12 protein-coding genes are annotated in these 13936 nt (G+C 39.0%); 9 read left to right on the forward strand and 3 right to left on the reverse strand.

What is annotated here, in order from left to right:
- Nucleotides 1-37: 37 nt before the first annotated feature.
- The 8 genes from AC6BKE_RS03835 to AC6BKE_RS03870 all read left to right on the forward strand — a co-directional run bounded on the left by AC6BKE_RS03835 (nt 38) and on the right by AC6BKE_RS03870 (nt 8396).
- Nucleotides 38-1179, forward strand: a protein-coding gene (locus AC6BKE_RS03835; protein ID WP_499855869.1) for an IS3 family transposase whose coding sequence is annotated in 2 segments (ribosomal slippage) — nt 38-311 and nt 311-1179 — 1143 coding nt in all. Because the reading frame shifts where the segments join, the coding sequence is not laid out codon by codon here.
- A 173-nt stretch (nt 1180-1352) separates the two neighbouring features.
- Nucleotides 1353-2372, forward strand: a complete 1020-nt coding sequence (locus AC6BKE_RS03840) for a serine hydrolase domain-containing protein (RefSeq protein WP_499855870.1) — start codon at nt 1353-1355, stop codon at nt 2370-2372.
- A complete protein-coding gene (locus AC6BKE_RS03845) occupies nt 2369-3682 on the forward strand; it encodes an ABC transporter substrate-binding protein (RefSeq protein ID WP_196243723.1) in 1314 nt (437 codons plus the stop codon). The genes AC6BKE_RS03840 and AC6BKE_RS03845 overlap by 4 nt, the downstream gene beginning before the upstream one ends.
- A gap of 86 nt (nt 3683-3768) precedes the next feature.
- On the forward strand, nt 3769-4713 hold the full coding sequence (locus tag AC6BKE_RS03850) for a carbohydrate ABC transporter permease (protein ID WP_058844868.1): 945 nt from the start codon (nt 3769-3771) through the stop codon (nt 4711-4713).
- Nucleotides 4714-4725: 12 nt separating this feature from the next.
- Nucleotides 4726-5553: a carbohydrate ABC transporter permease gene (locus AC6BKE_RS03855; protein WP_051891576.1), complete on the forward strand. Its 828-nt coding sequence runs from the start codon at nt 4726-4728 to the stop codon at nt 5551-5553.
- Entirely contained in the window at nt 5540-6553 is a 1014-nt protein-coding gene (locus AC6BKE_RS03860; RefSeq protein ID WP_271912135.1) for an N-acetylglucosamine kinase, read from the forward strand. Before AC6BKE_RS03855 ends, AC6BKE_RS03860 begins: the two co-directional genes overlap by 14 nt.
- A gap of 5 nt (nt 6554-6558) precedes the next feature.
- Entirely contained in the window at nt 6559-7452 is an 894-nt protein-coding gene (gene murQ, locus AC6BKE_RS03865; RefSeq protein ID WP_271912137.1) for an N-acetylmuramic acid 6-phosphate etherase, read from the forward strand.
- A gap of 62 nt (nt 7453-7514) precedes the next feature.
- Nucleotides 7515-8396: a MurR/RpiR family transcriptional regulator gene (locus AC6BKE_RS03870; protein WP_058844875.1), complete on the forward strand. Its 882-nt coding sequence runs from the start codon at nt 7515-7517 to the stop codon at nt 8394-8396.
- A gap of 76 nt (nt 8397-8472) precedes the next feature.
- On the opposite strand, the gene AC6BKE_RS03875 is transcribed toward AC6BKE_RS03870, so the two are convergent.
- From AC6BKE_RS03875 to AC6BKE_RS03885, 3 genes are all read right to left on the reverse strand, one after another.
- Nucleotides 8473-9555: an ABC transporter ATP-binding protein gene (locus tag AC6BKE_RS03875; RefSeq protein WP_089934958.1), complete on the reverse strand. Its 1083-nt coding sequence runs from the start codon at nt 9553-9555 to the stop codon at nt 8473-8475.
- Nucleotides 9556-9658: 103 nt separating this feature from the next.
- Nucleotides 9659-10519, reverse strand: coding sequence for a PucR family transcriptional regulator (locus AC6BKE_RS03880; protein WP_089934960.1), 861 nt, complete (start codon nt 10517-10519; stop codon nt 9659-9661).
- Nucleotides 10520-10661: 142 nt separating this feature from the next.
- The gene (locus AC6BKE_RS03885) at nt 10662-12848 is read right to left on the reverse strand and encodes an MMPL family transporter (protein WP_271912142.1); all 2187 of its coding nucleotides are present in this window, start codon (nt 12846-12848) and stop codon (nt 10662-10664) included.
- Nucleotides 12849-12973: 125 nt separating this feature from the next.
- On the opposite strand from AC6BKE_RS03885, the gene AC6BKE_RS03890 reads away from it, so the two are divergent.
- Entirely contained in the window at nt 12974-13594 is a 621-nt protein-coding gene (locus tag AC6BKE_RS03890) for a TetR/AcrR family transcriptional regulator (RefSeq protein ID WP_089934964.1), read from the forward strand.
- Nucleotides 13595-13936: the final 342 nt, after the last annotated feature.

Consider the following 13936-nt stretch of genomic DNA (forward strand, 5'->3'; position numbering starts at 1 on the left):
TTGAATACCAAACAATCAACGTGGAGGTGTTTTTTCTATGGGTACAAGAGTAAGTTATCCAATTGAGATAAAAATGAAAGCGATTGAAATGAGGTTAGCTGGTGTGCCAGTGAAGGAAGTGCTTGAGCAATTAAATATTAAAAATCATACGCAACTAAAAGTGTGGATGAAATGGTATCGTGAAGGAGAGCATCAACGATTACAACAACCGGTTGGGAAACAATATTCATTTGGTAAAGGTCCTGAATACGATACAGAGGAGGCACGTTTACAAGCTGAAATTCGTTTCTTAAAACAACAAATTGAAGTACTAAAAAAGTACAAAGAACTGGAGAGGAAGTGGTTGGACAAGCATTCGTAGACCTCGTAGAAGAATTAAAAGGAACCATGTCTATTCAAACTATTTGTGCACATATGGGCGTGGCAAGGGCGACCTATTACCGTTGGCGAAAACAACGTGGAATACTGTCCAATAAAGATAGTCGAGATCAAGCGATTGGTGAAGCTTGTGCAGCCCATAAATATCGTTATGGCTATCGTAAAATCGCCACTTTATTTCCAGAAATTGCAGAAAAAACGGTACAAAGAGTGATGCAAAAATATAATTGGTCTTGTCGTGTCAAAGTAAAAAAGCGTAAACGTACCGGTCAACCAGCGGACATAGCAGACAATACATTAGCCCGTGATTTTAAGGCAACAGCACCCCTCCAGAAGCTCGTAACCGATATTACTTACTTGCCTTTTGGTCAGTCGATGTTATATCTTTCAAGCATCATGGATTTATACAATGGTGAAATCATTGCCTATACAGTCGGTGATACACAAGATACAACGTTTATCTTAGATACGCTCGCTCAATTGAAGCAGCTGCCTGAGGATATCATTCTGCATAGCGATCAGGGCTCTGTGTATACGTCCTATGTTTATCAAGCAGCAGTAAAAGAAAAAGGAATTACCATGAGCATGTCCCGCAAAGGCACGCCCGCTGATAATTCCCCAATCGAAACGTTTCACTCCTCGCTAAAGTCCGAAACGTTCTATCTCGACGGAATACACAGCACGTCTAATGCTTGTGTGATTCGAATCGTCGAAGAATATATACACTATTATAACAATATCCGTATCCAAACGAAACTAAACAACCAGTCGCCGGTAAAATACCGTCAACTGGCAGTTTAAAAGGTGTTTTCTTACTGTCTCAAAAAAGGTAGTCAGTGCCTACCAACGAAGGGGGTTTTTTATATGTTTATTTGAAAAAAAATTTTAGGATTGTTGTTATTTTTCATCATTTTATTTTATATGATAATAATAATTTACAGAAAATTTAGATTTTTATATAATGAGGTGCTTTCGTGGTAGATGCATATATCAATGACTTAGTGAACGAAAAGGAACTGCCAGGAGCTGTATTAATTGTTCAACAGCAACAAAACAGGCTATTAACAGGCAGTTATGGAGCCTATACAGCTGAGGATGGTAGCAAGCAAGCTATTGTAAATCATACGCTGTTTGATTTAGCTTCCTTAACGAAGGTTGTAGCTACAGTACCAGCTATTTTACTGTTGATAAGTCGAAATCAATTAACATTAAGAGAGCCTGTTCAAACATTTTTGCCTACATTTCATTACCCAGATATAACGATTCAACAGTTATTACAGCATTGCTCAGGGCTACCGGCAGATTTAACACCAGTGGTAGAGCGGAATCACAGACGTGACATCATGCAGGAGATAATGGCAAGTGAAGTAGTGTGTCAGCCAAATAAACAGGTGGTATATAGTGATTTAGGCATGATTCTACTAGGAAAGGTGATTGAACAGGTTACTGGGTGTTCATTCAACAGTTTTGTAGAGCAAGAGATTTTTAAGCCATGGGGCATGCACCATACTCGTTTTCGATTGCAGGAGCAACAAAGAAGGCTTGCGGCATCAACTGAAATGTTTGCAGGGAAATTTGTTCAGGGGATTGTTCATGATGAAAAAGCTCTATTACTCGATGGGGTTGCTGGGAGTGCAGGCTTGTTTTCGTGCGCAGAGGATTTAGCAAAGTATGCGGAAATTTTTTTAGGGATCAGGCAACAAACGGTTATTCCATATGAATGGATGGAGCTTACCTATACAAAAACATTCAAAAATAGGGGACTTGGTTTTGAAGTATGGAGAGGGGACGATACATCACTTTGTTTTGGTAGGAGGTGGAGCAAGAACTCATTTGGTCATACAGGATTTACAGGCACGAGTATTTGGATGGACCCTATTCAAAAAGCATTTGTTATTTTCTTAACGAATGCGGTGCATTATGGGAGAAATACAAAGCTGCGAAGGATTCGGGAGAAGCTTCATACGATGATTTATGAAAAATTACTGATATGAAGGGTGGATCTGTTGGTATGAGACAAAAGAGTAAATGGTTATTGCCGTTTCTTTTATTACTCGTTGTAGCTTTAGTAGGCTGTAACACTGATAAGAAATCAACGAACGCAACAACACCTGGTAAAGAAGACGGGCCGAAAACAGAAGAGGTTTCCCTAACAATAGGGAGTTGGCGGACAGAAGATGTTGCCAAATATGAAAAAGTAATTGCTTTATTTAATGAACAACATCCTGATATACACATTTCCTTTAACCCAACTAAAAATACAGAATATAACACAGTCCTCAATACAGCATTACAAGCGGGGGAAGGACCAGATATTTTCCACTTGCGTCCATATGCAGCTGGGTTGAAGCTTGCAGAGGCGGGTTATGTTGAGAAAATAAATGACTTAAGCGGTTTGCGTGCATATCCTGAAGAGGCATTAATGGCTTCACGTGATGAGCAAGGGAATCAGTATGGTGTACCAATTAATTTAAGCTCAACGCAATTTTTCTATAATAAAAAGATTTTTAAAGATAATAATCTCGAAGTTCCTACTACATGGGATGAATTTATAGCCTTAAATGATCAATTATTAGAAAAGGGCATTACACCCATTGCAATGGGTACAAAAGAAGGTTGGTTATTATCGTTGCTACACGGTATTGTGGGCCCCGCTATTTATGAAGGAAATGATTTCTATCAAGCAGTGCTTACGGGAGAAAAGGATTTCTCAGACGCTCAGTTTATCGAATCTATACAAGTGATGAACGACTTGAAAAAGTATTTTCCAGCTAATTCAGAAGGCTTGGGAATGGATGATATTCGTACATTGTTCGCTTTAGAGGATGCAGCGATGTTCCCGCTCGGTAGCTGGGAAATTCCTGTTGTCTTAGAAATGAATCCAGATTTAGATTTAGGGTATTTCCCGATTCCTTCAAAAGAAGGTCATAAAACAGTGACAACTTGGGTAGATGGTTCATTTGCGATCAATGCAAATTCAAAAAATAAAGAAGCAGCTAAAGAATTTTTAGCGTTTTTAACAACAAAGGAATTTGGTGAACTGTTTGTGAGGGAATTTTCTATGATCAGTGCTATTCCTGGCATTACTTCTGATGACGCCTTGCTAAATGACATTAGTAACTCGACTGCTAATGAAGCAACACCATATATGTGGGTGACTAATTTTACTGGTGGGGACCCGACAACAAAGAGCTTGCTTGAGAGTGAGCTACAGGGCATGTACTTAGATCAGGTAACGCCTGAAGAGGTAGCCAAAAAAGTACAGGAAAACGCTAAAGCTTGGTTTACGCCCTTTCAGCAATAAGTAATGTATTAAGATAGACCCCTGAAACTCCACTAAGGTGTATAGGGGTCTTGTTGTCTCATTATGATGAAAGGGGGCTGTTCAACATGAAAGAATCTACAGCTTCATCGTCAAGAAAGAGGAAATCATGGGCAAAATGGACAATACATCTTTTCCCAATTCCTGCACTAATAGTATACGGAATGTTTGTGCTTTATCCGATAGTAGCAGCTTTATCCTATAGTTTTTTTGAATGGAAAGGGATGGCTCGTGGTGGTTTCATTGGCTTCCAAAATTTTGTGACGCTTTTTACGACAGAACCTTATAGCTCTATGTTTTGGAACGCCTTCAAACATAATGTCCTGTATTTTGTTTTGCAAATGGTAGTGATGAATGGATTAGCATTCTTTCTTGCATTTATTATCTACCAAAAAGTTAAGGGAGCGGCGTTTTTTAAGGCGGCTTTCTTTCTACCACGATTATTATCAGTAATCGTAGTAGGTTTCTTATGGAAGCTCATCTTAAATCCTAATTTTGGTACCTTAAATGTTATTTTAGAGAAATTGGGTCTTGAAACCTTACAAAAGGCTTGGCTTGGAGATCCTGGAACAGCTTTAATAGCGATTATTTTAGTGAATTGTTGGTTTGGGCTTGGTTTTGGCGTTTTAATATTTTTAGCTGGCTTTCAAGGAATTCCAAGTGAGTTAGTTGAAGCAGCAAAATTGGATGGTGCCAAAGGCTTTACATTATTACGCACTATTTATTTGCCATTAATGGTGCCATCTATTATGATCATGGGAATTTTAACGTTTATCCAGTCCTTTGAGGCATTTGAGCTTGTATATGCGATGCAGGGCTCCATGGGAGAGCCATATTATTCTACAGATACTTTAGCTGTGTTTTTCTATCGCTTGGCATTTGGTAGCTCTACAGCTTCTGGAGCGACAGCTATTGGGCTAGGTTCTGCGCTAGCAACGGTACTATTCCTATTTATTTTAGTTTGTACCACGGTGTTTTTACGCTTGGCCAATAAAAGGGATGTCCAAATGTAAGGGGTGAATATAGTGAAGCAAGGTGCAATATGGGTTCGACCTTTTTATTATCTTGTGGTATTTACGGTGGCGACCATTAGTTTATATCCCATTTTGTTAATGATTTTATCTTCATTTAAAAAAAGCGTGGACATTTACAAAAATCCATTAGGCTTACCAACTAGCTTTAGCTTAGAGACTTACCGTACATTATTATCTAAAATCCCATTTACAACGTATTTTTTAAACAGCCTGTTTGTTAGCGTTGTATCTGTTGTATTGATTGTTGTTGTTTGTTCATTGGCTTCATTTTATATTGCTCGCTTTCAATTTTCTTGGAATCATGCATTGTTTTTTATTTTTTTATTAGGCATGATGATCCCTATAAAGCTAGGTATTGTACCGCTCTTTATTTTAATGCGTGATTTAGGATTAATTAATTCCTTATGGTCTTTAATTTTGATGAATATGGCGACAGGCATACCATTATCCATGCTGATCTTAACAGGCTTTTTTAAAACGATGCCTTATGAGCTGGAGGAGGCTGCCCGTATAGATGGGGCAGGAAACTTAAGAGTCCTTTGGCATGTGGTATTACCGTTAATGAGACCAGCACTTGGAACAGTCGTCATTATTAACTTTATCGCTGCATGGAATGATTTTTTCTTCCCGCTTATTTTTATTACAGAGAAAATGAAACGGACGATACCAGTTGGGATGATGTCACTCTTTGGGGAACATTCCGCAGATTGGGGCTCGCTGTTTGCAGGCCTAACATTAGCATCATTACCAATGATCCTATTATTCTTTATTGCTTCAAAGCAATTTATGGAAGGGCTGACGGCTGGTGCTATTAAATAGACAATACATTATTGCGGTAGATGGAGGCGGGACGAGAACTCGCGCAGTAATTGGAACGAAAGAAGGAGAAGTGCTGGCGGTTGTTGAAGGAGTCGGAACGAATATGAAGGCGACACCACCAAACGTGGTAAGGATACAGATTGAGCATCTACTAGCCCAGTTATTACAAAAGATAGCTGCGACAAAGAGTGATGTTTCGACTGTGTTCTTATGTGTGGCAGGAGGAGATCGACAAGTAGATAAAGTCCGCTGGGAGCAATGGATTGGTTTCATTTTCCCTGCTAGCTCTTGTAAGGTAACGATCACCAATGATGCAGTAGCGGCTCTTACTAGCGGTACATTTACCCAGCAAGGGCTCGTTGTAATAGCAGGCACAGGCTCCATTGTATACGCTGTCAGGAAAGATCATCAAGTTAGTCGTGTTGGAGGATGGGGTTATTTATTTGGAGATGAAGGCAGTGGCTACTATATTGGGCAAGAGGCATTGCGTGTAATTGCTCAGCATTATGATGTTTTTGGCATGAATGGAGATGTCTTTACTGCGGCCATTTTAGAGCAGTTAACATTAACAAATCCTACTGACATCATTACCCATGTTTATGAGCATCCACAACCACGTGTCCTCATAGCCTCTATAGCTCGGACGGTGTTAAGTTTAGCTGAACAACAGAATGATAAAGCAAAGAATATTATCGAACAGGCTGTTCATCATTTAGTGCAATTCCTCCAAACGATGCTGAAAAAAGAACCACAAGTGAAAAATTGGCCTATTGTCATATGTGGAGGTTTATTTGAAAATCTTTATTTTAAGCAATGTTTTCAAGAGACATTACGGCTAGCAACTAGGCATAATCGGCTCATACAACCTGAAGTGCCACCTGTTATTGGGGCTTTCATTAATGGGCTTTTGAGTGAGGGGATTCAAATGACAGAAGCTTTACAGCAAACGGTAAAGGGAACTTGGATGAGCATCCATGAAAAGAGCGCGGGAGGGATTTAAATTCAATGGAACGCATGACAAAACTGACGACTGAAGGCTACCATCCAGATACGACAAATCTAGATTTAATGTCCACTGCTGAAATTGTAAAGCTGATGAATGAAGAGGATAAAAAAATACCGTTAGCCATAGCCAAAGTTTTACCTGAGATTGAACAAGCTATTACAGCTACTGTTCATGCACTGAAGAATGGTGGCCGTTTATTTTATATAGGTGCAGGGACGAGTGGGCGAATTGGTTTGCTTGATGCAGTGGAATGTCCGCCCACATTTAGTACCTTACCAGCGCTTGTACAGGCAATATTGGCTGGTGGGGAAGAGGCAGTCATGATTGCCGTAGAAGGAGCGGAGGATGATCTGTCATTAGGCGAAGCAGAATTAAAGAAACGACAGCTAACAAACCGCGATGTAGTGATTGGAATAGCGGCAAGTGGTAGAACACCTTTTGTGAAGGGGGCATTAATATACGCGCAGCAAATAGGAGCGAAAACCATCAGCTTAGTTAGTAATTCTCATTCTGCCATTAGTCAGTATACGGACATTGCGATAGAGGTGATTACTGGTCCTGAAATTTTGACAGGGTCTACAAGATTAAAGGCTGCCACTGCCCATAAACAAATACTGAATATGATTACAACAGCCACAATGATCAAGCTTGGCAAAGTCTATAAAAATTTAATGGTGGATGTCCATGCTAGTAACTTTAAATTGCGAGAGCGAGCCAAACAAATAGTTTGTGATGTGACAGGTGTTGCTTATAGTCAGGCTGAAAGTGTTTTGGAGCAAACTAATTTTCAAGTGAAGCTATCGATTGTGATGCTACTGACGAATACAACAATAGAAGAAGCAACGGAATTACTAGCCCAATCCGAAGGGCATGTACGTAGAGCAGTGGAATGAAGAAAGTTTTGATGCGAGATGTGAATGGAAACCTCCATTCAACAAGAGATGAGGATGGAAGAATGGACAAAATAAATGCTGGCTTAATTATGCTTGCAGAAATGCGAGAGAAGCTACCTCCTTCAGAAAAAAAGGTAGCGAGCTTTATTTTAGACTACCCAACACAGGCAATTAAAATGACTGCGGTTGAATTGGGAGAAGCAAGTCATACAAGTAGTGCGGCTGTCATTCGTCTGTGTAAATCGTTAAATATAAGTGGTGTTCAAGAGCTGAAATTACGTATCGCTGGTGATTTACAACATACGAAAACAGTAGATCGGGATATTGAGGCAAATGAAGCATTGCCATCGATTGTAGAAAAGGTGACGATGCAAAGTAGTGAAATTTTGGCACAAACAGCTAATTTAATAGATATAGTTGAATTAGAGCGTGCCGTCACTGCTTTATCACAAGCTCGTAAAATTATATTTTTTGGAGTGGGTGCTTCAGGTATAGCAGCAATGGATGCAGATCAAAAATTTTTAAGAATCAATAAAAATAGTAGAGCTTTTATGGACCTACATTTAGGAGCTACAGCGGTAGTCAATGCACAGGAGGGAGATGTCGTAGTGGGCATTTCCTTTTCTGGAGAAACACATGAAGTGGCTAAAATTCTTGAGATAGCTAGGGAAACACCGGCAACTACAATTAGTTTAACGCGCTATGGTAGTTCTTTAGCAGCTAGTTTAGCGGACATTTGCTTATATGTATCTCCAAATGTTGAAGCTACTTTTAGAAGTGGTGCAACCTCCTCACGCCTTGCCCAACTACTCGTCATTGATATTTTATTTATGGGAGTCGTGACGAGTGCCTATGAGCAGACAGTTGACTATTTAGACGAAACACGTTCAGTCATTCAAGGGCTGCATAAAAAAGTGGCGAAACGAAAAAATAAAATAAAGTAAACGAAGGCGATCTATTATCCCATAGTATCGTCTTCGTTTTTGGTTTCGATTCAGCTGTAGTCGCTAGAGTGTATGCTTAAAGGCGCTCTTCTGTTTCAGGGTCAAAGAAGTGGATTTTTTCCTCCCTCATGACAAAGGAAACCCTATCGGATGGGTGTAAATTATTGTCAGCCTGTACGCGTGCAATGAAATTTTGATTGTTTAAAGAACAATAAAGATAAGTTTCTGCACCTAGTAATTCAGTAACATCAATAGTTGCCTTAAAAGCAAAAGGAGAAACGACATCCGTAATTTGTAAATCCTCAGGACGTATACCCATAACAATCTCTTTCCCTAAATAATTTTTTTCCTTTAACAATGGTACGTACATGGATGGGATAGGGAAGCTCTGCTCTCCTAAAAGGATCTCTGTTTCTGTAAGGTGGCAATGGAATAAGTTCATGGATGGTGAACCAATAAAGCCTGCCACAAACATGTTATGAGGTGTATTATATACTTCCTTTGGCGTCCCGATTTGTTGAATAAGACCATCCTTCATCACGACGAGGCGAGTAGCCATTGTCATAGCCTCTGTTTGGTCATGCGTAACATAGATTGTAGTTGTTTGAATTCGTTGATGGAGTTTCTGGATTTCAGCACGCATTTGCACACGTAATTTGGCATCCAAATTAGAAAGAGGTTCATCCATTAAAAATACTTTAGCGTCTCTAACAATAGCTCGACCAAGAGCCACACGCTGACGTTGTCCACCTGATAAAGCTTTTGGCTTTCTTTTTAAATAATCCTCTAAACCTAATATTTTAGCAGCCTCTTTGACGCGGTGATCTATTTCCTTTTTATCGACCTTTCGGAGCTTTAAGCTAAACGCCATATTATCATAGACTGTCATATGTGGATATAAAGCATAGCTTTGAAATACCATGGCAATACTACGATCTTTTGACTCCACATCATTCATTAGGACATCATCAATATAGAGTTCTCCTTTTGATATGTCCTCTAAGCCAGCAATCATACGCAAAGTTGTGGTTTTTCCACAGCCAGATGGACCTACAAACACAATGAATTCTTTATTATGAATATGCAGATTGAAATCAGTTACAGCCTGAATATTTTTATCGTAAATTTTATAGATATGCTCTAACCGTAATTCCGCCATAATATACACCCCTTTGTAAGACATAATTTTATTGTAAATAACTTCAGCACAGAGTGATAGAGAAACAGTGCACAGTGTTGAGGCCATTAATTGTGCAGTTAACCTAAAGTGATTCTAAGAAAATAATTGCGAAATAAACATCTAGTCGATGAGAAAAATGCCGAATGTCCTTTTGCGTCAATAGCTGAAATTTTTCTAAGCGATTTTGTAGTGTATTGCGATGCATATACATTTTTTTAGAAGCTAATGTGATATTCCCTTCATATTCAATCAATTGCTTTATCGTATGGAGTAATTCAGGCTGAGAGGTGGCACTTTTTAAGACAGAGGAAATAAAAATCTCCTTTTCATGTGACTCTATATGCTGCATGACATATGGCACTAAAATCTCCTGCTGTGTGAGTACATGCTTTGGTGTATAGGTCCAAATAAATTGTTGAAGGTGGACATACCAGCTAAATCGCTCCTTAGTCGTCGTTACGTCTGGTATAACATCAGATACGAAAATCTTAAAATGAGCCTGTAAATCCTCGATTAATGGATCAAGATAATGAGCAAAATTTAATATTTCATCACCCTTAATACATTCGATTATGACAAATAATTGTGGATGTATGGATAGCATGAAAATATCTTTTCCTAGTAAAGCTTCAAAGATTGTGCGGAGTAATGCAGGTGCTGTAAAATCTTTGTCGAAGTGAAGAAATAACAAACGATGTAGAGGAAGGATAGATGGAGCAATATCCGTTAGGTCTGTTAAATAATCTAGCCAAATCCTATCGTAGTCATGTGGCAAGGCAATGGGATCTGAGAAAATTTGCAACAGCTCAAATTCACTTTGTGTCACGGTATGTGCTGGAATTTCATAAAGATGGTTGTCAAAATTAAATACATAGTTTCCGTCTGTTTTACCTGAAAAGGGGGTTAATAATGGGAAGCGTTGCTGTAGTTTTTGAAGGTTCATTTATGCCACTCCTTTATTTGAATGGAGAGTAATAAAGTTAAATTAGTATAATTATATGATGAAATGTTTATAGTATTAATAGAAAAAACACGGATGTTAGCAAGTATGATAGTCATACTTATCTAATGTCCGTGTTATCTGTTTATGCCTCTTTTTTAAATAACTTCCCTGGCCAAAATGCATATTTACCTAGTACTGTTGTGATTGCTGGTACAAGCAATGGACGTACAATAAATGTATCGAGAAGCACACCGATGGCTGTAACGACACCAAATTGAACAAGCACCTGAATCGGTAAAGTTGCCAACACAGCAAACGTACCTGCCAAGATGAGTCCAGCGGATGTAATAACACTTCCTGTTCGGACGACACCTTCTTCTACAGCTGTTAAATGATCAGCAGTTTTACGCTTTTTCCAAATTTCTGAGATCATAAAGATATTATAATCTTCTCCGAGTGCTACTAGGAACACGAAGGAATACAGTGGTATAGCTCCAGAAATGGCTTCTGCACCCATGATATGATGCAAAATTAGCCATCCAGCACCTAATGCTCCAAAGTAGGAAATAATAACGGTTGCTAATAAATAAACCGTAGCAGTAATAGAGCGTAAATAAACAAACAATAATAATGCGATTAAAGCAATCATGGTTGGCATGATCACGGTCTCATCACGCTTAGTTATTTGTTGTGTATCGTATTGGCTGGCTGTTTCTCCACCAATCCAAACATGCTTCTCAGCACTAGTGAGCCCCTGTACCTCCAACATTTTAATTACCTCAGCTTGAAGCTCAGGAATATGGGCTAATGATTCCTTTGCATAGGGGTTGACATTGAAAGTTAATTCGTACAATTGAATAGCCTTATTTTTATCGCCAGTTTGTACATCTGCAACACTATCAATATAAGAGATGTCAGCAAGTTGTTGCTGTAAATTAATATCGGTACCTTCAGTATCAATAACCAATTGAACAGGAGCTAGCTCTCCAGGAGAAAAATTCTCTTCTATTAAAGTAAAGCCTTCTCGGGACGGCATATCTTTTGGGAAGGATGAAAGCAGATCAAACGTGTATTGAATACGTGGAACGAATGCTGCCAATCCCCCGAGTAAAATGACTGTTACAGCAATAACAATCCATGGTTTATGTGTAACAAAACGTCCGATTTTATGACTAACCTTATGTGAAGGTTTATGCTGCTTTTTACCTTTTTTATTTGCCATTTCCTCAGTACGAGGGATGAAGGGAAAGAAAGCTACACGTCCTATTATGACAAGAATAGCTGGTAGGACAACAAGTGCTGCAATTCCCATTACAAGCACGCCAAAGCTAAATGGCACAGCAAAGCGTTGGAATGCACCATAATGAGCAAGACTAAGAGTAGCTAGACCAATGACAACCGTCAAAGCACTCATTAAAATGGCACCACCTGATTCTTTGACAGTCAGCTTCATAGCAGCAGTCTTATCCTCAACATCTAAGAGAATTTCTCTATATTTAGAAATTAAAAATAAACAATAGTCAGTACCTGCACCAAAGAGTAAAACAGTCATAATGGATACTGCTTGCGAATCCTTATCTATCCATCCTTGGTCAGCAAAGAAACCAAGTGTCGGACTAATAACACCATAGGCAAGACCTACAACAATTAAAGGAATAATAGCCAGTAATGGTGAACGATAAATGATAATAAGTAATACTAAAACGAGCAATACGGTTGCTATTAATAATTTCACGTCTGCCTGTGAAAATAAACTGACAGCATCAGTGGCAATCCCAACTGGTCCAGAATAGCGGACATGGAGTGCATCACTGGATAATTTCTCATCTAATTGAACTTGATAGCGTTCCATTACCTTTGTCAGATGATCTAAACTATCCTGTAGCATATCTGTAGCGACATCTTTTTCAAAAAACACTGGTGTCACAATCGTTGTGCCATTTTCGGAAGCGGAAGTCATTAAAGCCTGTGGTGGCATTTGATCAAATGGTGGGATCATTGTTTGATGGGCTAAGGGCTTTGCCTGAAGCTCGCTATAAACACCTTGGATAGCCGTAAAATCATCAATGCTAAGACCACTGTCACGATGCCAAACTAGTAATAAAGGTGTTCCAGCATCGTTAGGGAATTGCTCAGCAATAATCGCCGCTGCTTGCTCAGACATTTCAGTATCAGGTAAATTTTTACCGGATTCACTTTCTATACTATTGATTTGTGGCCATGCAAACGACAGCACCACTACTAATAACACCCAAAAAGCTAATGCTAATAAGCGACCCTTTTTACTTGCAACCATTGAGCCCCATTGCTCAAGTGGATGTTTTTTCATGAGAAGACCTCCATTTCATGTAAGTGATTTAATTATATATACTAGAAGGTTAATTAATCAACCTAGAAATATTCATATGTTATACTATGTGTAAAAAGTATGCTTAATTTAAGGAGGCGAACTTGTTGAAACAATCACCGCGTGTTCTCGGGAGACCTCGCCATGATGGAAATGCGAAACCAACAAAAGATCTTGTCCTTGAAACGGCCACAAGACTTTTTATTAAAGAAGGCTACAAAAATATTTCGATGGATGATGTAGCTAAAGCTTGTAACGTAACAAAGGCGACTATCTATTACTACTACCCAACTAAAGGTGAATTATATACATCTGCATTAATTGCTATGATGGATCGAATCAAGCTATCTATCCTAGAAATTTTAGAGCAGCCTATACCATTTAAAGAGCGATTAGAGCAGCTTGTGGCAGTTCATTTATCAGCGACTATCGATATTGATATGAAAAATTTTATGAAAGAGGCAACCATCAATTTATCGGAACCACAGCTGAAACAAGTACAGGCATCTGAAAATGATATGTATCAAACAATAGAGCAGACCATGCAAGTGGAGATGGATAATGGCACGATTCGAAAAGGAAATGCTAAATTTTTCGCTCATAACTTTATGGCATTAATGACAGTAGGATATTTTAAAGATGGCGACGGTAAAACTTTGCTAGGCTCAGTAGATGTGACGGCAAAGGAAGTAACAAATTTCTTTTGGCTGTCTGTTGAAAATAAATAAAACTTAATGATTATGTAATTTTTTATAAAAGGAGTTATCTCATTATTTGAGGTAACTCCTTTTATGTTGTTGAAAAAAGATCATGTCACTAGCAGAAAACGACCTTTTAGCAAGGTGGGGGTTGATTTCCGTTCCGCCAGCGTCCTTTCCAGGGGGCGTCCGATGAGCCGCTTCACTCACTTCCGTTCGCTCCAGGGTCTCCTCTGTGACGCTAAATCCCCTAGGAGTGACGCTGGCTCCACTCCAATCAACCATTCTGCAAAATGTCTTAACTTTTTTCATAGTAGCATAGCGATCAAATCGCCCATTATCTGTATTCTTAATGAGTGACAACACCTCTTC

Source organism: Lysinibacillus sp. COL-1, assembly GCF_059814265.1.